Source organism: Solimicrobium silvestre (genome assembly GCF_002976435.1).
GTDB lineage: Bacteria > Pseudomonadota > Gammaproteobacteria > Burkholderiales > Burkholderiaceae_D > Solimicrobium > Solimicrobium silvestre.
On record NZ_PUGF01000036.1, the window covers coordinates 1 to 21885 of the forward strand.

Genomic DNA, 21885 nt, shown 5'->3' on the forward strand with positions numbered 1-21885 from the left:
CTCTTCGGTCACATAATCATCCAGCACCTCCGGCAGCAGCGTGCTTTGGGTGCGGTGCTCTCCTTGGATAAATCGCTTCATCAACGCTCCTTAACGTGGATTCGACTTTTTATATAACGCTTGAGAGATATTTCTGTTTACCTCGTTGACAGATTTTTTGAATTATTTTTTATTGCTTTTTAGGGTGCGTTTTTACACAGCCTCTGCCGCCTCGCGACACTGGCCTTCACCTGGCGCGAACAAAATATTTGATCCGCAATTTTGATCGGACAACAATCAGAACTACGCATAATACAATGGCTGGCAACCAGACCCAGATAAATTCAGACTGGATCACTTGCAATCCACGGTCACTAAATATTCGCCGCAGGCTAAGAGGTGAGACTTCAATAACCTGCCAATAGGAAAAAAAGCGCTCTGTTGAGAATGGCCACAACAATGCCACCCCTTTTCCACCATTCGTAAATGTATCCAATATCCCATGTGACGCAGTGCTAATTGCAACAAACAAAAATGTTTTCAAGGGAGTCGATTTCAAACGACTGGAAAATAACATCAAAAGGCAAGCTGCCAATAGTGCGAATGCTAATGAATGGCTAGCACCTCGATGCCCAAATTCGTCGGCATACGCTACATTAAATCGAAACGCTAATACATCAATGTCGGGAAACATTGAAGCAAAGACTCCAGCTACTAAAAGCCGTCTAGATATTACTCGGTCGCCCAAGCCAATTCCAATTGCGATAGGTACAGCCGCGTGAGTTAAGATTGTTGGCATAGATTAATTTCTGGCGAATTCCTATTTTCTAAAATCTGTCTGGTCAGTGCCGAGCGCCGTCAGTTAGTTTTTATCGTCAAAATTTAAGATTGCTCTACTATAAAGGAACCTTTTGCATGCCTGTATAAATCCTCAATATTTTGTTTTTCATAGATTTTTAAAAGAGACTTTTCTGCCAATGAAATACAGCGGTCTACGATCTCAATTAATTTTAAGCAGTGATCAGAGAACTTTAGTGCAATTGATTTGTTTGTCGGATCAAAATTCATATCAAGGGCTTTCACACCGACAATTACTTTTGGTTTGCCAATTGGGTTTAATAAAATCATTACAGTTGTGGCATTCCTCCCCTTCCCTGCATGAGCAACATGACTATGCCTCAAAACTTCCATTTCTTTATAAATTTCATACTGTTCATTGCCGAGCTTTTGAATTTGCTGCGGATTTAAATGTATTCCCCTGGATTCTGAGGTAGTGATGCATCTCCCATAAAGAGCAATTCCACTACTAAATAAGTGACGCATTGTGGAAGCATCATCCGGGTTCTTCTCATTGTAAAATTGAATTTTTTTAAATGCCTCACTTGCCTCAAGGAGATCAAATTTTATCTGGTTATAAGCCAAAATTGATTTCGCTTCTTGAGGTTTAACTGGTACAAAAGGATGTTGCATGCCAGATGCATCTCGAAAAACAATTTCAGATCTAGAATGGACCATAATTAGGTGCCCTCAATCTTTGTCAGGTTTGCGTCCAGTTTGGCCCATCCACGCTAAATTGTTGGAGTAAAAATTAGCGCATAGAGTTAATTATTACGAATACCAAGAGCAGTATTGCGGCAATTGCGCCAACTTTAAAAGATATTTTTCCGATCTTGACCACAAATTTGAAAATTCGATCCCACGGTGGAGTTACATGATCGGCTAATCGACTGACCCAGATAATTCCAGGAATGCCCGGGACGGCAGCTATGAAAATATAAAGCAACCCGAATGCGGACACTCCAGCCGCCACCCACGGCAAAAGAACACTGTTCGGTGTAAATGACAGTACTACTGAAAATAGCCACAGCATAATAAAGCCTACAGCTACACTTACTAACAGAATGGCGATTATAGATTGAACGATGATAAACACATGACGAACGCCAGAGTGTTTTTCGCTTTGCGGTCTAACTTCAAGTTCAATCATATTCGCCTATTTAAATAATTTTTTCTGCGGTACGGTAACTCTTCAAATCTATAAATTGCTTATCTCGTTGAAAGACGGCTATGTGCCGTGTACTGCCTGTCGCCTTGCGCCAATTTAATTCCGTTGAAGACGACTTCCAACTAACGAAAGGAGTAAACCAAACATTATTAGACCGCAAATAACTTCAAGACATGCCAGTATTTGCCCGAACAGACCCATCGGGTGCAAATCCCCGTACCCCAACGTACTGAAGGTAATAACGCTGAAATAAATATAATCAAAGAATCTGAACGACTTATCGATTGATTCCACACCAGTTGTAATTAACCCAAAACCTGAATACAAGGAGGCAAAAATCATTATGACAAAGAAACAAGTAATACCCCAACGACCAAGACTTTCACTATAGTTTGAAGTAAGTTTCCAAATCAGATATCTCGTAGAGATTCCATATTTGTGCTGTGCGAAAAGTATTTTTCTCTGCCGATCGCTTTTTTCGATCCGAAAATTTGCTGCTTCCTTTGCGTTTCCAACTGACTGCAGTTCTAGGTTAAATCCATGAAACGCTTCAGCCATCTGTCTATTTGTCTGCAATTGTGATTGAGGCGTCACGCCAGGATTCAATTGATGATGATTGTTGCATCTTGCTAGACTTTTCTCCATTACATCGAATGGATCAATTCTTAGGTCACGTTCATCTTGCGAAAGAGGAAGCGAGTTATTCATCTGATCCTTATCTAGCGTACCGTAATATCTAATATGAGCGTTCAATGCTCGACGGTATGCATTGAATGCCTGAATGTTCGGAATACCGTCTTCGTAAGCTTTCCCTGCCCTCCAATAGGAACCAACAGACCACATTTCGTTACCAGCGACTTTTTCAAACTCAATGGCGGCGGCTTCAAAACATAAACCACACAAAAACGACTTGAACGCCGACGTGGGTAGAGGGGTGCGATTTTCAGTACAAGTAATAATATTAGACTTAACATTGCCAAATTCTTCCGCAGCTCGATTCCAAGTTGCGCCAGCGGAAAAGTACTCTGACGAGGCTTGATACTGAAGCGCGGCTCGGTTGTACAGTTCCGCAGCAAGTTGGGGGTTAGGTATCAACCATGAACTAACTATTTTTTGAGCAGCTCGCTCATAGAAGCGAGCCGATGTTCTACTATCTTGTGCAAGTTCAAAACACGATGCTGCACGAGCTAATATTTTCGATTCTATCAAAATTGAATCTACTATTTTGTTAGAGACGCCAACTAATGATTCGTGCAATTCAATATAAGCCTCACCGGCAAGATACCAATTCCCTACAATTTCGAATCCCGCTGCTTTTTGATAAATAGCATCAATCGGATGAGCTACTTGCAATGGTTCCAATACAAACCAATGACGACTTGAAATTTTTAGACTGGACACGTTATTGGTACCTAAAATTATTCAAAACGATTGCAATTAAAAGTCGAACGGCAGCAAAGTGCCGTCTGCCGTCGATTGACTTTGGCTGTTGCGCTGCACAAAATAAAATCAACCGCTCCCATTCTCAATCATTCTGTTTAACCTTGCAATATCTACACCATAGTTTTTTGATTCTTCCGTTTCGCCATCATTCTGATTCTGGTAACTATTCGTACTCACTAAACTCATGAAACCTACCATGCCCAATATTTGATTGATTATTTAAACGACAGTGAACAAGCCAAGCATGAAAAAACCGATCAATCAGCGCTTTTCCATGATCAGCAGATAAAACAAACACCCCACTACCGCGATGTTTTTTGTGATCGGCCCAAAAGGATGAAACAGAAATTCGGGTAGTTCAAGTGCAATCACCAGCGAATAAAAAATCACCATCAGCAATTGAGCTTGCCAGATTCTTTTTGATGCAAAAAATGCGGATGCAATCCCCATTGCCAAATCAAACAAACACGCGCCCATCAACCACATTACCGGCTGATACGTCACGCCAACTTTGCGCAGCCACATCAGCGATTCTGCTTGCGGATAAATAAACCACGAAACGATGGCAGTCCATATCCAGATAAAAGCCAAACCAAACCGCACTGCCCAGTAAAGCTGATTTAATTTTTGCTCACGCTGGTACATGCTCATAGATATGCATTCATACCGCAGGCTTAAAAACCATTAACCAATACACGGCAATGAGCGCAACAAAAGCCGGAACACCGAGCCAAAACCAACGCTGCGCGTACTGCCAATAACGTGCTGGCAACGGTGTATTTTCAGCGTCCGCTGTTCTTGCCAACTCACGCATACGTATCTGCAACCACAACACCGGCAACCAGCAAGCGCCAGCGATTAAATACAAGATGATCGCGTAGAAAACCCAACCCGAAAACAGCGGATAACCAGCCATATAAACCAGCCCCAATCCAGTAGCAGGTTGCAGGATAACGGCCGGTGTTGTGAACAGCCAATCGGCCAAAACAGTACGCTCATTAATGATGCGTATTGCTCGAACATCCCCACTGCGATCTGTTATCCACTTAAAAAATGCAATGCCAATGCCGGTACCAAACAAGATAGTGGCACTTAATATGTGCAGCCATTTAAGTACGAGATAACTATTCATGCGGGCAATTCCTGTATGTCATAGTTTTGCAAGGCAGCCAAATAGTCTTCCACGCTGAGCAAGCCCATGCAGGGCATTGCCCCGTGCGGCAGTTTGTCTCCACGTGATAATTTATGAGCTAGCGCAATGGCTGCGCCGCAAGGAATGTACGGGCCATGATTTTGTGCTGCGACTAAATGCCAGGTTAATTTGAGCGGCTGTTTATCTAAACCAAGGCCTTCCAGTGCAACGAACATGGCACCTTTATCGCTCACAAATGCTTCCATCCATGAGCTGATGGTGTGTAGTGGTTTAACCAGCGACACTAAGCTAGACACTAACCTCAAACGCACCAATTGTGCACACAGCCATACAGCAAGATGTCCTAGCGAACTAGCAAAACCAGCTTGAAAAGTAACGGTATGCACGCTTGAATAGCGCTTAGGGAAAAGAACCAAATCAGGCACATCGCAATTACCTAACAGGCGCGCACCGACCGGACTTGGAAACCGATAACGTCGCAGATCTAACCAGCCACACACGGAACGCCATTGTCCGCCCATTAGACGGGAAAATGGTTTGCCACAATAGCCAAACACGCCGCGCATCGTGGCAAGACCCGGCGCACGAGCACCGGAACCGATGCCGTGCTGAATTGAATCAAGCCGACTAAAGCGAGGCAAGTAACGGTCAACCACTGCCGAAGAAAGTGCTGGCAATGAGCTTGCTCCACTAGTTACAAGCACTTTCCGTCTACAAGCGGACTCATTCAGCGCATCAATGCCCGCCACAAAATCACGACCATCCGCCAAATCAATGTAATTAGCGCCCGCCTCAATAGCTGCCCGCGCTACGGAATAATCCTGACCTTGGAAAGGCCCTGCGGTATGTATCACGGTTTGGATATTTAACTCCATCAGACGCTGGGCAAGCAAAGGAGCATGCGCGTCAATGGCGATTCCCTGCGCGGGGTTTAAACCAAGTTGCACCGCAAATTGCTGTGCTTTAAGTCCGTCGCGCCCAGCGATGAATAGTTGAATATGTTTATTTGAAGCAAGCGCATGACAAATACGCCCGCCAAAAAAACCGTAACCGCCTAAAACTAAAATTGTGTGCATGCGCAGTGTTAATGTGGAAGTGATGTTGGGACAGGCCCCAATTCAGCACGGAAAGCTTTTAAGGCTGCAGGTTCATAAATGGTCAAATGCTTCTCTTCCGGCATTTTCTCGTAGTGCCAGCGAAGTCCTGCTGGTGCGTCTTTAGCGAGCACTTCTGCAAAGCGTTGGCTGACTTCTGGATTACCGTCACCGCTACTTGTCAGATACAGATGCTTTTTCATGCCGGATTGTGTGTTAAGAATTGAACCGGCAATTTTGCTTAAATTTTCGTTATTCCATCCTAATGTGGGATCAATGGCGATATAGGTATCGAACAGATCAGGCTCTAACAACAATGTTTCCATCACAAATAAACCGGCGAGTGATTCGCCTACGATGGCTGATTCATGTGTAGTGCGATAGCGCGAATTAATGGCAGGCATTAATTCGTCGCGGATGAATTTTCTGAATGCAGCTGAGCCACCGACTTGCGGTGCAATTTTTTTATCGTTCGCATTTTCCGTCGGGCCGGTCATGTCACGCCTGCGTTGGGTGTTTTCAATTCCAACCAACAAATACGGACGCATCGTGCCATTACCGACTGAAACCTGAACCAGTCCTGCCACATGCAGAAAATCTTCCGCCATGCCGCCGTCCGGCATATACAGCACAGGAACTTTTTCCTGTGTCGATTCGTTCGTCGATTCATAATAGCCCGGTGGAGCGTACACATTAATACGGCGCACCTCACCCAGTATTTTCGAGGTGACGGTAAAAGTTTCTCCAATAACTAGCGGTTGGATATTATCGGCAGCCATGGCGGTCATTGGCACCATTAGGAAAAAGAACCAACTCATTAACTTGCTACGTATTACCATCGCAAACCGCCTGATTTTAGTTATTAATCTTATGACGAAACTACAGGTAACTAGGTGATCTTTGCTTTACCGGCGCTCAGTGCATCTATAGGTAGACGTTTGCTCAACAGCGCAACACCAAGCAACCCAAGAATCATTAGACCAACAGAAATAAACTCGGCCTGTGTCGCATAAATTCCACCGAATTCAAGCATTGGATTAACGCGAATTTGCTCAATCACAAGCCGTTCAAGACCTGCGAGGAATAAGTAAACCGAAAACAGCCAGCCGAGTTGAAACGGGTGCTTGCGCAACGCCCAAAGAAGTCCGAAGCAGGCTAGCGCCATAACGGTTTCATAAATAGATGTGGGATACACGCCCGGGGCAGGAATTACAGCGCCGTAAATATTATTATCATAGGTTTGCGCCCAAAACCAGCTTGGCAGCCATGTAGGTTTCAACGCCATATTGGCAGCAATTCCCCAATCTCCGTCACCCGATATTTGGCAGCCGACACGGCCAAGTGCATAGCCGAGCATCATGGCAGGTGCCGCGGCATCCAGCATAGGACGAATCGGTAATTTCCATCGAATTACACTAATCACGCCCGCCAAGGTACCAAAAATCAAACCACCGAAGATACTTAAGCCCGAGGTAGTAAATATCATTTTCCAGGGATGAGCGAGAAACATGTCGGTATGTTCGAGAATATGAAACAGTCGCGCGCCGAAAATACCGGCAAGCATCACAACGGCAATAAAATCGGGAACAATCTCTTGCGGAGGCGTAGCAACGCCACGAACCTGCGCCACGCCGATTTTGCCAATTGCATGCAGGCGACCCAATTCACGTTTCAAAAAACTAGCTGCCACTAACATTGCCGCAGCGACGCACAGGCCAAACATTGGTAATGGCAACGGTAAATCGTAACCCGTTAACGCTTTGACTAAATCACTTAGATAGGGAAACGACATGATGTTCCTTTTGTATTTCTTATTAGGATTATTAGGATTTTTTAGATTTTCCGCTGCGCTTAAAACAGCTCAAAATATGATCATCCACCATGCCTATCGACTGCATATAAGCGTAAATAATGGTGGGACCGATAAATTTGAAACCGCGCTTGGCAAGGTCTTTCGATATCCGTTCGGATAGCTCGGTTTTGGGAGGAGCCTGTTTATAGTCGTCGATGTGATTAACCAGTGTTTTACCGTTCACAAAGCCCCACAAATAAGGGTCTAAACCGCCGACTTCGTCCCGCAAACGTAAATAAGCTTGCGCATTGTTGATGGTGGCGGCAACTTTTAAACGGTTGCGCACGATGCCAGGGTTGGCTAATAATTCAGCCACTTTGGTTGCGTCATAGTGCGCAATTTTTTCAGCATTCCAGCCGTCAAAAGCTTGCCGATAATTTTCGCGTTTATTGAGGATAGTTTCCCAGCTCAAACCAGCTTGTGCGCCTTCTAAATTCAACATTTCAAACAAGGTGGTTTCGTCATGACAGGGAACACCCCAGTCATGATCGTGATACGCCAGATAAAGCGGATTGGCCGGGTTAGCCCAGCCGCAGCGTTTGATTGTCATGGCTTTTTAGGTTTTTAAAAAAACCAGACTTTAACACGCGGCGTGGTTTACGGTAACTACGTGAATTGCCAATCCACCCAAGGAGGTTTCTTTGTATTTGGCTTGCATATCAAAACCGGTATGGCGCATGGTTTCGATAACCTGATCCAGACTAACGTGATGCGTGCCATCGCTATGCAAAGCGAGCGATGCCGCGGTAATAGCCTTCACGGCGCCCATGCCGTTACGCTCAATACACGGAATTTGCACCAGACCACCGATCGGGTCGCAAGTCATGCCCAAATGATGTTCAATCCCGATTTCTGCTGCCGCTTCAATTTGCTGATTGGTGCCACCTAAAGCGGCAGTTAAACCCGCTGCAGCCATCGCGCAGGCCACGCCAACTTCACCTTGGCAACCAATTTCTGCGCCGGAAATGGAGGCATTTTTCTTGCATAACATGCCGACGGCGGAAGCGACTAATAAAAAGTCACGCACCCCGTTTTCAGGATCAATTTGTTGGCAATCTTGTGCGTAATAACGCAATATCGCGGGAATAATTCCTGCTGCGCCATTGGTTGGCGCAGTCACCACGCGTCCACCGGCAGCGTTGACTTCATTGACCGCCATCGCATACAAACTGACTTTATGTATCGGATCATGCGGCAGGCTTGCGGCATTTTCTTGTGCTGCACGCCACAACTTAGCGGCACGACGTTTTACCATTAAACCACCCGGTAAAATGCCCTCTTCCCTTAAGCCGGTTTCGATGCAGTCGCGCATTACGTGCCAAATAGTATCTAATCTGGCGTTAAGTTCAGCATCGCCTTCATACACAGCTTCATTGGCGCGCATCATCGCTACCAAGCTCAGGCCTGATCTTTCACCATGAGCCAATAATTCATCCATGCTGCCAAACGGGAATGGCTTCGTAATCGGCGCAACAGCAGGCTCATGGCCTAACTCATGTTCGCTTTGAATAAAGCCGCCGCCGGTTGAATAAAAAATTTGGCTGGTTACGCTGCCGTCACGGCGCGTTGCGGTGAATTTTAGTCCATTCGGATGACCCGGCAAGCTCTCTTGTTTATGCCACAACAAATCAGTGGCGACATTAAATGAAATACGGTATTCACCTAATAAGCTCAACTTCTTGCTAGCCACGATTTCCGCAATTTTTGCATCCATCGTTTCAGGCACAACATCTTGCGGAGTTTCGCCGAGCAGACCAAGCAGCACCGCTTTATCGGTTGCATGGCCTACGCCGGTGAGCGCCAAGGAACCATATAAAGCCACTTCTACATGATTCACTTGCGCTAAATCAGCACATTCCAGCAAAAAACGGCGCGCTGCCAGCATCGGGCCAACAGTGTGGGAACTAGACGGACCTACGCCAATTTTAAACAAATCAAAAACACGCATGTCCATCTATTTATCTCCAGTAAAAATTAGTTTTATTAAGCTACTTTGCTGTCTTTTTCAATCACGATGTTTTTCAACATATCAGCCACCATTGCTGGCAAACTAATTTTCGCCTGCCAAGCCCAGTCGCCGCTAGCTTGCTGGTCATCTAAACTATCCGGCCATGTGTTGGCAATAGCCTGACGGTGATCTGGGCGATAATTTACACCAAAATTAGGATAATGGCTCTGTATTTCAGTCGCTATTTGTTCTGGCGTGAAACTAATTCCGGCCACATTGTAAGCAGAACGGATTTTAATTTTTTCAGCAGGTGCTTGCATTAACTCGATCGTGGCGCGTATCGCATCAGGCATGTAAATCATCGGCAATGCGGTATCTGCACTTAAGAAACAGTCATACGATTCACCGCGCAAGGCCGCATGAAAAATCGCAATCGCGTAATCCGTTGTGCCGCCGCCCGGAGGAGATTTGTAGCTGATAATGCCGGGATAGCGAATGCTGCGCACATCAACGCCGTATTTATTGAAATAATATTCACACAAACGTTCACCTGCCAGTTTGCTGATGCCGTAAATAGTGGTTGGATCCATCACCGTCATTTGCGGCGTATTCACAGCCGGCGTATTCGGGCCAAACGCTGCGATCGACGACGGCCAGAATACTTGCAATGGCTTACCGGCTTCACCGCGTATCCGCGCCAACTCCAGAATATTCAACAGGCCATCCATGTTCAAGGTCCAGGCTTTTAACGGCGCTTGCTCACCAGTTACCGACAACAACGCGGCTAATTGATACACATCGGTAATTTGATATTGAGCGACTACGTGTGCCATGCGCTCGGCATCCAAAACATCCAATGTTTGATAATGCGCTGCGCCGTACATGCTGTGCGGAGCAATGTCAGAAGCGATAACGTTTTCCGCGCCATATTCTGCGGCTAAAGCATCTACCAATTCACTACCAATTTGACCGTTGGCACCGATGACTAATATTCGTTTCATGTGTTTATTCCTACTCTTAATTTATTTAATAATATTTAATTCACGTCCTGCCTGTGCAAAAGCAGCCAGTACAGTGTTAATTTGTTCTGTCGTGTGCGCAGCAGATAACTGCACCCGAACTCGCGCTTGCCCCATTGGTACAACAGGGAAAAAGAAGCCAGAAACCAGTACGCCTAATTCATACAAGCGTGCCGCAAATTTTTGCGCCACAGTCGCTTCAAACAACATAACAGGAACCACTGGATGGGTGCCCGGTTTGATGGTGAAACCCAGTTGTTCAATTTCGCTGCGGAAGTGCGCCGTGTTGGCGTGCAAACGGTCGCGCAATTCGGTATTCGTCGAAAGCATTTTAAGAACTTCCAATGACGCTCCTGCAATCGATGGTGCCAAGGTATTTGAAAATAAATACGGTCGTGATTTTTGGCGCAACATTTCCACTACTTCAAAGCGTGCTGAGACAAAACCGCCCATTGCACCGCCTAACGCTTTACCTAATGTGCCGGTAATGATGTCGATGCGATCCATCACATGATGATGTTCATGCGTGCCGCGTCCGGTTGCACCCATAAAGCCGGAAGCATGACACTCATCGATCATCACCAAGGCGTCATAGCGATCTGCCAAATCACAAATTTTATCTAATTGAGCAATCGTGCCATCCATAGAAAACACACCGTCTGTCACGATAATTTTGTGACGTTTACCAGCGGCACCGGCAGCTTTTAATTGCACTTCCAAATCAGCCATGTCGTTATGCGCATAACGGTAACGCGCGGCTTTGCACAGGCGAATACCATCAATGATGGAAGCATGATTTAACGAATCAGAAATAATCGCGTCTTCAATATCAAACAAGGGCTCAAACACACCGCCGTTAGCATCAAAAGCTGCTGCATACAAAATAGTGTCTTCTGTGCCCAAAAATTTCGACAGCGCTGCTTCTAATTGCTTGTGTACCGTTTGCGTGCCGCAAATAAACCGCACTGAAGATAAACCATAGCCAAATTCTTCCGTGGCTTTAATCGAAGCTTGCACCATGCTTTCATTGCCAGACAAACCCAGATAATTATTGGCGCACATATTAATCAGGTGACGACCATCTTCGCTTACCACTTCAGCACCTTGGCGTGACGCCAAAACGCGCTCGACTTTATACAAGCCCGCTTCGCGTAAATCATCAATGGTGTTTTCCAAACTGGTATAAAACGCGGCTTGGTGTTTGGTAGTTTGTGCGCTCATAACATTCCTTGTGTCATTTTAGGGGGAACAGCAAAAGTAAAATGATTACCCTGTTTTTTAAAGCTCTGATAGTATTCCATTATAGAATTACAATTCCACTATCAAGAACTAAAGTTCAATATAGTGGATATTAAACAGTCTTATTAAACATTGCAAGCATTTCTGAACAGATAAATATGCCTAAGTCTATCAATAAACCCGCCGCTAATACACCGCCTGAAGTAGGTGCTACGTTGCAACGCATGCGTTTGGAACGTGGCCTGACATTAGAAGACTTGTCGCGCACGGCCGGTGTTTCCAAGTCGATGCTGTCACAAATTGAACGGGAAAAAGCCAATCCAACTATCGCCGTTGCCTGGCGTTTAGCAAATGCCTTAGGTGTTGATATTGCAGAATTATTAAGCTCCGAAATTAAAAAAGTGGATGCAATCCGTATTTTAGAAGCGCATGAAACACCCACCCTGCCCGGCGAACATGCCGGTTATATATTACGTATATTAGGTCCGATGGAACTAGCAGGAAAGTTTGAATGGTATGAACTGACCTTGGCGCCAAACGGCGCTTTAGTATCCGGTTCGCACGATCCTGGCACCAAGGAACATTTAACGTTATTGCATGGCAGCGTGGAACTAGAAGTCAACAGTGTTAAAAGAAAACTAAAAGTCGGCGCTACTGCCCGCTATGCTGCCGATCTTCCGCACGCCATCTATAACGTAGGAAAAAGTGAAGCTAAAGCAATAATGGTGGTTATCCATCGCTAATATCTATCATTAAGAATCTATCATTAAGACCGCCTCCCCCATCATTCACAAATTCACTCTAGATCGGTGTTTCTGATTTGCCTAGCTATTTGTGAGAAGTAAAATGACTAAGCAACAAACATTGAAACTGTGTAATTGATTGTAAAGGCTGTCGTCCGCATTGAAGATTCCTTCGTTTTAAGGTCATAACAACTTTTTCGAATGGACTCATCATGAAACTACCATCATTGATACGCTCAGTATGTCTGACACTAGTTACCGTCATCGTTGTATCAAGTTTGTCAGGTTGCGTTGTGGTACCTGCTCGCGGTTATTACGGCCCAGGTTACTACCACTCTTGGGGCTATGATCACCGCGGGTAAGCCTGATTAGTAGCATCGTCAGTACCGGAGATGCCATGAACTGGGAAATCGGATTAAGCCTTTTTTCCTATTCATCGCTTCTCTGATAATGATTACGCACCGGGCTTATTTCTATACCCAGTTATCAAGAATAAGCGGTGCTTCAATACGCTGGTAATGACGAATATTATTAGTTACCAGCACTGCGCCAGCGGACAAGGAATGCGCCGCGATCATCATGTCTAATTCACCGATTGGTTGACCTGAACCAATCAGTTGATGGCGGATTTCCGCATACCAGTCTGCTGCCTCCGCATCCCATGACAAAACACGGACGATCTTAAGGAACTGGCGCACAGCAAGATGTAAGCGATGATCAGTTGGCAATCGTTTCAAGCCGTACAGCAGCTCAGCACGCGTCATTACTGAGATGCATATCATTGAAGGCACAAGAGCGGCCAGTTTGACTTCTATTGAGGGTGATTTGCCTTTAATAAGGTAGCTTGCCGTATCGGTATCGAGCATGTGCAGCATCATGAGCTTCCATCCTTATCATGCGATGCAATCTCATCGTCAAAGATGCCACCCGTTTGCGGCAAAACATTCAATGGTCGATCTGCCATAAAATCAACGGGTACGTTGATCGCATGCAGCAACTCAAAGAATTCGCTCCATGTTTTAGCACCCGGCCGCGTCGACAGCACTACGTCGCCAGTTGCATCATCTCGCGTGATATAAACCTCGCTACCCTCGAAACGGAATTCAAGTGGAAGGCGAACAGCTTGGCTAGAGCCATTCTTAAAAAGTTTTGCAATACGTGTCTCAATCATAACTCCCCCTCATTGCGGATAAATATATGCCAAAGTATATACTCCAATAGCCCGAAGGTCGAACACCTCTAATAACAACCGCAGTTGCATGCTAAGGCACTGCACTCTTTTGCTCAGCACACCTATTTCCTGCAGGATAAAAATCCAAATGGTATTTATTCTCATTATCATTTAAAATAAGTCACCGGCGTTACAGCCACTATTTAGTTTCCGGCCTACAAGATGAACTGGCCTGAAATACCATCATGACAACAAGCACATTAAATCTCGCTACCTCCTCACTCTCACTGGATCAATTAAAAGTGGGTGAATCTGGTTTTGTAGGGAAAATCAATCAATTAACTTCTGCCATAGCGCATCATGATCCGCATTTGGCACGTCGATTAATGGAAATTGGCTTCATTCCCGGTGAGCCGCTGCAAGTTTTACACAAAGGTTTTTTTGGTGGCGAACCGATCGCCGTCAGGATTGGACACTCAACCTTTGCGCTACGACGCTTTGAGGCTGCCCTCATTTCTGTCATCACCCACATTGAAAAATGAATACTGTCCCATCGTTCTCCCCCTTAGTCGCTCTCGTTGGTAATCCTAATTGCGGTAAAACCGCGCTGTTTAATCGCTTAACTGGCGCACGCCAAAAAGTTGCCAATTTTGCCGGTGTGACGGTTGAACGTAAAATCGGGCGTTACGTAAGTGGCTCGGGACGTACCTGGCAAATTCTTGATTTACCGGGCACCTACAGCATCAACGCCAGCACGCCTGACGAACAAATCACCCAAGCAGTTATTACCGGTCAGCATCAGTCTGAAGCCATGCCGGATGCGTTGGTGTGCGTGGTTGATGCCACCAATTTACGGCGCGGGCTACGGATTGCGCTAGAACTCAAGCAGCTTAATCTGCCGATGGTGCTTGCCGTAAATATGATGGACGTGGCGGACAAGCGGAAAATTCAGATTGATTTAAACGCCCTGTCAGCAGCATTAGCTATGCCGGTAGTAGAAACGGTAGCAGTGCGCGCGCAAGGCGAAGCGAGCTTGTTAGCTGCGCTAGAAAAATTACCGCTGCGCTTAGAAAAAAATCCCCCTGCAACGTTAGAACCGACTTCAGCGTTGGAGTTACAAAAACAAGTTAATCAGCTATTAAAAGATTGCGTCAACAATAGTGCGCCAGCTTCCGTCTGGACTGAAAAAATTGACCGGATCATCTTGCATCCAATTTTGGGCACTGCCCTATTTTTGTTTTTAATGTTTTTAGTTTTCCAGGCAGTATTTTCATGGGCCGAATGGCCGATGGAGATCATCAAAGCCAGTGTCGAAGGACTCGGCGATCTGCTGCATGAAAACATGTCGGAAGGCGTGCTACGCGACTTACTAACCCAAGGAATTATTGGCGGTAGCGGTGCTGTACTGGTGTTTTTACCGCAGATTGTGATTCTGTTTTTCTTTATTTTGGTATTGGAAGACTCCGGCTATTTACCGCGCGCCGCCTTTTTGCTAGATCGTTTAATGGGCAGCGTCGGTTTATCTGGCCGCGCCTTCATTCCCCTGCTCTCCAGTTTTGCCTGCGCGATTCCAGGCATTATGTCGACCCGCACTATACAAAACCCGCGTGACCGTTTAATTACCATCATGATTGCACCGCTCATGACTTGCTCGGCGCGGCTTCCTGTCTACGCACTAATCATTGCCGCGTTCATTCCTAACAAGCCAATCCTAGGCATACTCAGCCTGCAAGGTTTAGTGTTATTTATCCTTTATCTGGCGGGTATTTTATCGGCCATGTTAGTAGCTTGGGTCATGAAGCCACGTAATAAAAGCACTCACGCCTTAATGCTGGAATTACCTGATTATCGCTGGCCCAACCTGCGTAATTTAGGCTTGGGCTTATGGGAACGAATCCGCATCTTTACCACTCGTGTCGGTACTATTATTTTGGCACTGATGGTCTTACTTTGGTTTTTAAGCAGCTTCCCCGGCGCACCAGACAATGCGACCCATCCAGCAATTTATTACAGCATTGCCGGCATGTTAGGGCGCGGTTTGGAAGTCATATTTGCACCAATTGGTTTCAACTGGCAAATCTGCATTGCTTTAGTGCCCGGCATGGCGGCTCGTGAAGTGGCTGTGGCGGCATTGGGTACGGTGTATGCGCTGTCACAGCATGGCGACAACCTGGCGCAAACTTTACAGCCTTTAATTGCCCAATCATGGAGTTTGCCAACGGCGCTTTCTCTATTAGCGTGGTTTGTATTTGCACCGCAATGTATTGCGACGCTGAGCGTGGTTAAGCGGGAAACCAATTCATGGCGCTATCCCCTAATTATGGTGAGCTATTTGTTTGGATTAGCTTATTTGGCTTCTTTTTTAACTTATCGCATCGCGCTGTTTTTTTTAGGCTAAATTGAACTTAAGGACATCATCATGCAAACCTTTATTTGCAGTTTAATTATCATCGCTGCCTTGCTGTATACAGCTAACCGCTGGATGCCGCTCAAATTGAAACAACGTTTTATGCAGATGCTGGGGAAAACCCCTGTAGTCAATCAATCTACCGGCGGCTGCAGCTCGTGTTCTTCATGTGGTAATTGTGGAAGCAATTCCACAAAATTAGCGAAAAAGTGATTATTGCCCGTAGCAAATAATCCAAACGCTATGGTAAGCTGAACTACCTCAATCAGATTACGTTGATGTTATGCAAAATATTATTTTTGATAAAACTGATAAAGGCCGTGAAGAGATCATTTCGCGTAAGTACCATTTAGCCAGCCGTTTGCGCACCTTACTGGTGATGGTGGATGGCAAACATAGCAGCGACGATTTACTGGCAAAAGTAGAACCGCTAGGCTTGACACAAGCCAGCGTAGAAGAACTAGAACAACAGGGTTACATTCAACGTCAAAGCCCGTCTGTACAAGTGGTTACCACTTTAGATGACACTCAAAACAGCCAAATCAACAGTATCGAGTTATTTCAGGTTTTATATGACTTTTATACTGAAACCATTAAGCATAATCTTGGTTTACGCGGCTACAACATCCAATTTATCGTAGAGCGCGCCAGCACTTTGCAAGATTTCCACGATTTACGTGCCCCATTTTTGGACGCCATCAACAAATCTCAAAGCGAAAAAAAAGCGCTGGAGTTGCGCGATCAGCTTGATGAGCTACTAAACATTGTGCCAATCAAGTCGACATAATTTTCTAAGCTTCCCCATGGAATAGTACAAGCTGGGCTAGTTATTCAAACGAATTTTGCTACACTGAATTAACGAAACGCAATAAAACCATCCATTTACGATGTTCGCAATGAGCTGCCTGGTTTTACTAAGGAGGTTATTTACGTGGTTACGTCTAATCCATCCAAGCAAAGCCCGGCTGATGTGGCCCGTGAAACGTTTCGGCAACTGTCTACAACGCGAACTCAACCAACGCCCGAAGCCTATAAGAAACTCTACAATGAAATTGCAGGAATTACTGAACCAATTGACAACAGTGCCCAGCTACAAAAAAACAATGAGGAATTAGAAAAGATATTGCTGAATTTAGCGGTAAGTTTAACGCTAGAAAGCCACGAATATGCCGATATTGGACAACGCTTAACCGTTGCCGCAGAACAGCATAAATGGGCGGATTACCTTCGCGGTTTAAATGAGTTTACTGAAAAAGTATTCTCACAGATCAAAAATATCCAGCCACAAGCAAGTGCAGCTACGGCCAGCTCGAAGCAAGTTGTGCTTGCGGCAGAAGATTCGATACAGACCTCCATACTAAAAGACTTGCTAACGCGCACCTTAGCGCTGGCACTCCCCTCTCTACTGACTACTGCGCCCGAGCTTTCTCAAGAATCAGATGCCTTGGCGCAACTACTTAAAAAAGCCGTCGCAGAAAAAGACTTTGCCGATATTGGCGCAAGATTAAAAAACTTATGTTTTAAAATTGAACACTTACCGGCCCCCGCCCCCTCTGGAGCGGCTGAAACACCTATTTCCATGTCATTGACCGATGACATGTTAATTGGCATGTTATCAAAGCTACTATCGCAAACTCTGGGCATGGCGGTAGGCGCTTTACTGCAAAACGAACCTAAACTATTAGCGGCCACAGATACTCTGGTAGAGGAAGTCAAAGCAGCAAAATCGCTTAGTGAATTCCAACGGATAGAAACCCGCTTAAAGGACTTATGCTACAAAATAACCTTGAAAGGCGACGATTCTAGCGAGCAACTTCAATTACTTTTATCTTTATTTAAATTGCTGCTGGAAAACGTTTCATCGCTTTTAGATGATGACAATTGGTTGCACGGCCAAGTTGTTGTTATTCAAGAATTAATCGTGGGAGAAATAGATCATCGCGCACTGCTCGAAGCGACTAAAAGTTTAAAGGAGGTTATCTATAAGCAAGGTGTTTTAAAAGATAGCATTGATCAAAACAAGATTTCCGTTAAGCAATTGATGAACTTGTTTGTAGATCGGCTCAGCGTGTTTGCCAATACAACCGGTGAATACCATGAAAAAATCACCGCGTATTCCAGCAAAATCACTCATAACACCAGCCCGGAAGTCATCAACGAAGTGCTGGACAGCCTGCTAGTCGATACCTTACACGTGCAAAGTGAAGCCAGACAATCACACCAGTTAATGGTTAACGCTCAACAAGAAGTTCTGGATGCGCAAACCCGGATCAGCGAATTAGAAAAAAAATTAGCTGACATGAGTGAACAGGTACAGAAAGATCAACTGACAGGAAGTTTGAATCGACGCGGACTAGATGAGATTTTAGAACGGGAAGCAGCTCGCGCTGATCGACGCAATATCCAACTGTGTTTTGGGATGCTCGATATCGATAATTTCAAAAAAATCAACGACACGTTCGGCCATATTACTGGCGATGGCGCATTGGTGCATTTGGTCAACATCATCAAAAAAACCTTGCGCAGCATGGATGTCGTAGCGCGTTATGGCGGGGAAGAATTTGCCATTATTATGCCGGAAACGACATTGAAAGATGCCGCCGAGACATTGGTTCGACTTCAGCGTGAACTCACCAAACATTTCTTTATGGCAGGTAATGAACAGATATTAATTACCTTTAGCGCTGGCGTTGCGGAGCGGCACCCACTAGAAGGACTGGAGACCTTGATAAAACGTGCCGATAAAGCGATGTATGAGGCAAAAAATACCGGTAAAAATCGCGTCATTACCGCCACATAAGTCACTAATCCACCAAGGAATTCTGGATCATGGTTTCTGGAGTTGATTCCCCCATTGCTCAAAATCCGCTCATTGAAGCGTCTGGCAGCGTCGCGCTTGTTAATCAGGCTAAACAGGGAGCCATATTAAATTCCAGCCAATTAGTGGTTGGCAAACAGTTTCAAGCCGAAGTGGTCACCGCACTGGAAGATGGTACATATATCGTCAAAGTAGCGGATATTGCAGCGCGTATGCAACTGCCCAACTCGCCTCAGGTTGGCGCCAAGCTTTCCCTTACCCTCATTTCCACCTCACCGCGCGCCACTTTTTTGTTGGGCTCCCCCGAAGATGAGGAAGCCGCTGCCTCATCTTCTGCAGCCTCCACCACATCCACCGCCACGCTCGGCACCGTCAAACAATTAATTGACGACTTTGTTCAAGCGAGCGGCAATAAAAATACCACGACCACGGCAGGACTTTATTTGCAGTCAGGCGCTAACGTCACAGCAGTGACCAATGCCAATCCTGATCCGCGTTTAATCTCGCTAGCGACAGTATCGCCTGATGGCACACCAACGACATTTAGTTCTGCCGGAAAACTGGTGGATCAGTTACTGCAAAACACGTCGCAACAAGAGACCGCCACAGTCAGCAAAGTCCCTTTACTCACCACCCCCGACGTAAATATTGGCGTCATGGCGAAGGCCTTGCAAAGCGGAGTGACCTCGAGCGGAGTTTTTTATGAGTCGCATTTATTGCAATGGGCGGAAGGAACGCTTAACGTTGCCGAGTTAATGAAAGAACCCCAGGCTAATTTCAAAAGCCTGCCAGAAAATTCGCCAACAACAGGTACGAGCAACACCAATGCCAACGCGCAAGCTAATACCGCCGCCAATTCGCCCATTAATGCAAACAGCCTCATTATTAGCTCCGCCAATCTACTTAGCAGTACGGCCACAACGACGCAAAGCAATAGCACGACCAATCCCATAGCAAGCGCGGTGATAACGCTTCCTCCAACAGCTGCGCCGCTCATACAGCAACAGCTGCAAACCATGGAGCAACAACGCTTTGTCTGGCATGGGGAGTTGTGGCCAGGACAACCGATGGAATGGGAGATCTCACGAGATCAGCCTAAACAGCAAGGCGAAACGGCTGAACGTACATGGCAAAGTGCCGTGCGATTTGAACTACCTCAACTAGGTGCTATTTCCGCACAACTTCAGCTAACCGGAACACATCTTAGGTTAAGTGTGCAAGCTAAAGATGCGCCAACCGCGCTCATGTTACAAAATCACGCTGGTGAACTGGTTGCGGCACTGGACGGCACCGGTGCCCAGTTAGATTCTCTGCTGATCAAAATAAAACCATAGGAGAAATAAAGGAATCACATGAACGATGCGTCTAAACCCTCTGATGAGGCAACTTCCTCAGTACAAAACGCGGTGGCGCTGGCTTACCAGGCTGGGTCGTCGGCGCCGACTGTGGTTGCCAAAGGAAAAGGTTTAGTCGCGCAGGCAATTATTGCCAGAGCTAAAGAACACGGCATTTATGTGCATCAATCTCAAGAATTAGTCGCGTTACTCATGCAAGTCGAGTTGGACAAGAATATTCCACCCGCCTTATACCGCGCCGTTGCAGAATTACTTGCATGGCTATACCATATTGAAAAGCAACGTGACGAAACGACTCCGGTAACTCCCTATATAACCACGGCAAAAGATAACCTGAAAATTATTCCATGATCCCTACTTCGCCCGTTTTAGGAACAGAAAATCAAAGCCCCTATCAGGTTGATTCCCGCAAGGAAATCATTTTATTGCTACGTAGTCTGCAGGAAAATAAACAGCTCATTAACATGATTATTCATGACGGAAATGAGGTCATCATCACTGCTATTTTGAAGGTCGATGATGATAACAACAACATCATTTTTGACTGCGCTTCGACTGAATCTGCCAACCAGCGCTTGATTGAAGCGCCACGCGTTTACTTTGAAGCGGCGTTAAATAAAATCGGTATTCAGTTTTCATCCAGCAGCGTGAGTCGCTGTAATTTTATGGGCAGCCCGTCGCTCTGTTGCACGATTCCCAGCAGCTTAATCCGCCTGCAACGGCGCGAATACTATCGTATTAATACTCCGCATACCCACCCGCTTATTTGCGTCGTTAATGTGCCTGAAGAAAATGGCGGCGGCAAAATCAATTTACCGTTAGTGGATATAAGTTGTGGCGGTGTCGCCATGCTGGATGATCAAAGAGTGCTGAATGTTGACTTTGGCACACTCTACAACGACTGCAAAATTGATTTGCCTGGCATAGGCCTGGTTAATATCACCTTGCAAGTACGGAACTCACAAAATCTTCTATTAATGAATCATAAAACCAGCCGTCGGATCGGCTTTCAATTTATTGATTTATCAAAAACCATGATGGCTCAGATTCAAAAATTGATCACTAAAATAGAACGGGAACGTAATTCGCGGCAAAGTGGCATGAATTAACGGGCAACCATTCAATTACAAATTTATATTCCCGCATGTACGAAAAATTTCAATCCGAGATAAAAGAATATATAAAAAGAGTTTTTTACACTTAAATTTGCATATTCATAATATCGTTATAAGCGGCAACCATTTTATTGCGTACCTGCACCGTTGTTTGCAAGCTAATACTGGCTTTTTGCCCGGCGATCATCACATCAGAGATACTGACTTTATCGTCGCCCAAGAGGAATTGATCACCAAGTTTCTGTGCTTTTTCTTGCACTTGATTGACCTGATTAAGAGAACTTTTTAATGCGTCCGCAAAACTGACTGTGGCAGTTGTTCCGCTAGTTCCGCTCACGCCATTCGTGCCATCGGAGGACGTTGGTACAACAACATTACCCACCGACATTGTCGACGGCGGTGCTGCCTGTGCCGCCGTGTTACGCAGCATAGTCAGCATTGAATCAATTTGACTGCTGCTGATTCCAACCCCTCCAACGCCGCCAACGCTCATCACAGCCTCCGTGTCCATTTATACAAAACAATGACAACTAGTAGCACCTTA

Annotated in this window: 26 protein-coding genes; 10 read left to right on the forward strand and 16 right to left on the reverse strand. The window is 45.6% G+C overall.

Annotated features, from left to right (window positions below; translation table 11 throughout):
• Positions 1-226: 226 nt before the first annotated feature.
• From S2091_RS22500 to kbl, 13 genes are all read right to left on the reverse strand, one after another.
• Entirely contained in the window at positions 227-778 is a 552-nt protein-coding gene (locus S2091_RS22500; protein WP_105534225.1) for a metal-dependent hydrolase, read from the reverse strand.
• A gap of 83 nt (positions 779-861) precedes the next feature.
• Positions 862-1449 carry a hypothetical protein gene (locus S2091_RS22505; protein ID WP_133166962.1) on the reverse strand — a complete coding sequence of 196 codons (588 nt, stop codon included), beginning with the start codon at positions 1447-1449 and terminating at the stop codon, positions 862-864.
• Positions 1450-1567: 118 nt separating this feature from the next.
• Entirely contained in the window at positions 1568-1966 is a 399-nt protein-coding gene (locus tag S2091_RS22510; protein ID WP_105534227.1) for a hypothetical protein, read from the reverse strand.
• 114 nt (positions 1967-2080) lie between these two features.
• A complete protein-coding gene (locus tag S2091_RS22515) occupies positions 2081-3385 on the reverse strand; it encodes a potassium channel family protein (protein WP_133166963.1) in 1305 nt (434 codons plus the stop codon).
• Between the two features lie 303 nt (positions 3386-3688).
• On the reverse strand, positions 3689-4078 hold the full coding sequence (locus tag S2091_RS22525; RefSeq protein WP_105534230.1) for a DoxX-like family protein: 390 nt from the start codon (positions 4076-4078) through the stop codon (positions 3689-3691).
• Between the two features lie 10 nt (positions 4079-4088).
• Positions 4089-4559: a DUF2269 family protein gene (locus S2091_RS22530; RefSeq protein WP_105534231.1), complete on the reverse strand. Its 471-nt coding sequence runs from the start codon at positions 4557-4559 to the stop codon at positions 4089-4091.
• On the reverse strand, positions 4556-5656 hold the full coding sequence (locus S2091_RS22535; protein ID WP_207769786.1) for a saccharopine dehydrogenase family protein: 1101 nt from the start codon (positions 5654-5656) through the stop codon (positions 4556-4558). The genes S2091_RS22530 and S2091_RS22535 overlap by 4 nt, the downstream gene beginning before the upstream one ends.
• Positions 5657-5664: 8 nt before the next feature.
• Entirely contained in the window at positions 5665-6513 is an 849-nt protein-coding gene (locus tag S2091_RS22540) for an alpha/beta hydrolase (protein WP_105534232.1), read from the reverse strand.
• Between the two features lie 50 nt (positions 6514-6563).
• Positions 6564-7466 carry a prolipoprotein diacylglyceryl transferase gene (locus S2091_RS22545; RefSeq protein ID WP_105534233.1) on the reverse strand — a complete coding sequence of 301 codons (903 nt, stop codon included), beginning with the start codon at positions 7464-7466 and terminating at the stop codon, positions 6564-6566.
• Positions 7467-7497: 31 nt separating this feature from the next.
• A complete protein-coding gene (locus S2091_RS22550) occupies positions 7498-8076 on the reverse strand; it encodes a DNA-3-methyladenine glycosylase I (protein ID WP_105534234.1) in 579 nt (192 codons plus the stop codon).
• A 30-nt stretch (positions 8077-8106) separates the two neighbouring features.
• On the reverse strand, positions 8107-9480 hold the full coding sequence (locus S2091_RS22555) for an L-serine ammonia-lyase (RefSeq protein ID WP_105534235.1): 1374 nt from the start codon (positions 9478-9480) through the stop codon (positions 8107-8109).
• Between the two features lie 29 nt (positions 9481-9509).
• The gene (locus S2091_RS22560) at positions 9510-10475 is read right to left on the reverse strand and encodes an NAD-dependent epimerase/dehydratase family protein (protein ID WP_105534236.1); all 966 of its coding nucleotides are present in this window, start codon (positions 10473-10475) and stop codon (positions 9510-9512) included.
• 21 nt (positions 10476-10496) lie between these two features.
• Positions 10497-11714 carry a glycine C-acetyltransferase gene (gene kbl / locus S2091_RS22565; RefSeq protein WP_105534237.1) on the reverse strand — a complete coding sequence of 406 codons (1218 nt, stop codon included), beginning with the start codon at positions 11712-11714 and terminating at the stop codon, positions 10497-10499.
• Between the two features lie 176 nt (positions 11715-11890).
• On the opposite strand from kbl, the gene S2091_RS22570 reads away from it, so the two are divergent.
• Complete coding sequence (locus S2091_RS22570; protein ID WP_105534238.1) at positions 11891-12475, forward strand: helix-turn-helix domain-containing protein; 585 nt, start codon at positions 11891-11893, stop codon at positions 12473-12475.
• 212 nt (positions 12476-12687) lie between these two features.
• Positions 12688-12837 (forward strand): hypothetical protein, encoded by a 150-nt coding sequence (locus S2091_RS24155; protein ID WP_165795074.1) that lies wholly within the window; start codon positions 12688-12690, stop codon positions 12835-12837.
• A 111-nt stretch (positions 12838-12948) separates the two neighbouring features.
• Here S2091_RS24155 and S2091_RS22575 read toward each other — a convergent pair whose 3' ends face one another.
• Entirely contained in the window at positions 12949-13353 is a 405-nt protein-coding gene (locus S2091_RS22575) for a type II toxin-antitoxin system VapC family toxin (RefSeq protein ID WP_243405533.1), read from the reverse strand.
• Entirely contained in the window at positions 13350-13646 is a 297-nt protein-coding gene (locus S2091_RS22580; RefSeq protein ID WP_105534239.1) for an antitoxin, read from the reverse strand. The genes S2091_RS22575 and S2091_RS22580 overlap by 4 nt, the downstream gene beginning before the upstream one ends.
• Positions 13647-13891: 245 nt before the next feature.
• Here S2091_RS22580 and S2091_RS22585 point away from each other — a divergent pair, with 245 nt between their 5' ends.
• The 8 genes from S2091_RS22585 (at position 13892) to S2091_RS22620 (ending at position 21335) form a co-directional block, all read left to right on the forward strand.
• Positions 13892-14188: a FeoA family protein gene (locus tag S2091_RS22585; RefSeq protein WP_105534240.1), complete on the forward strand. Its 297-nt coding sequence runs from the start codon at positions 13892-13894 to the stop codon at positions 14186-14188.
• Positions 14185-16044, forward strand: a complete 1860-nt coding sequence (feoB, locus tag S2091_RS22590; RefSeq protein WP_105534241.1) for a ferrous iron transporter B — start codon at positions 14185-14187, stop codon at positions 16042-16044. The genes S2091_RS22585 and feoB overlap by 4 nt, the downstream gene beginning before the upstream one ends.
• 21 nt (positions 16045-16065) lie before the next feature.
• Positions 16066-16266 carry a hypothetical protein gene (locus S2091_RS22595; protein WP_105534242.1) on the forward strand — a complete coding sequence of 67 codons (201 nt, stop codon included), beginning with the start codon at positions 16066-16068 and terminating at the stop codon, positions 16264-16266.
• A gap of 70 nt (positions 16267-16336) precedes the next feature.
• Positions 16337-16840 carry a hypothetical protein gene (locus tag S2091_RS22600; protein ID WP_105534243.1) on the forward strand — a complete coding sequence of 168 codons (504 nt, stop codon included), beginning with the start codon at positions 16337-16339 and terminating at the stop codon, positions 16838-16840.
• 144 nt (positions 16841-16984) lie between these two features.
• Positions 16985-18853, forward strand: coding sequence for a GGDEF domain-containing protein (locus S2091_RS22605; RefSeq protein WP_105534244.1), 1869 nt, complete (start codon positions 16985-16987; stop codon positions 18851-18853).
• Between the two features lie 29 nt (positions 18854-18882).
• On the forward strand, positions 18883-20205 hold the full coding sequence (gene fliK / locus S2091_RS22610; RefSeq protein WP_105534245.1) for a flagellar hook-length control protein FliK: 1323 nt from the start codon (positions 18883-18885) through the stop codon (positions 20203-20205).
• 18 nt (positions 20206-20223) lie between these two features.
• Complete coding sequence (locus S2091_RS22615) at positions 20224-20577, forward strand: EscU/YscU/HrcU family type III secretion system export apparatus switch protein (protein WP_105534246.1); 354 nt, start codon at positions 20224-20226, stop codon at positions 20575-20577.
• Positions 20574-21335: a flagellar brake protein gene (locus tag S2091_RS22620; protein WP_105534247.1), complete on the forward strand. Its 762-nt coding sequence runs from the start codon at positions 20574-20576 to the stop codon at positions 21333-21335. The genes S2091_RS22615 and S2091_RS22620 overlap by 4 nt, the downstream gene beginning before the upstream one ends.
• A 91-nt stretch (positions 21336-21426) precedes the next feature.
• Here S2091_RS22620 and fliE read toward each other — a convergent pair whose 3' ends face one another.
• Positions 21427-21834: a flagellar hook-basal body complex protein FliE gene (gene fliE, locus S2091_RS22625; protein ID WP_105534248.1), complete on the reverse strand. Its 408-nt coding sequence runs from the start codon at positions 21832-21834 to the stop codon at positions 21427-21429.
• Positions 21835-21885: the final 51 nt, after the last annotated feature.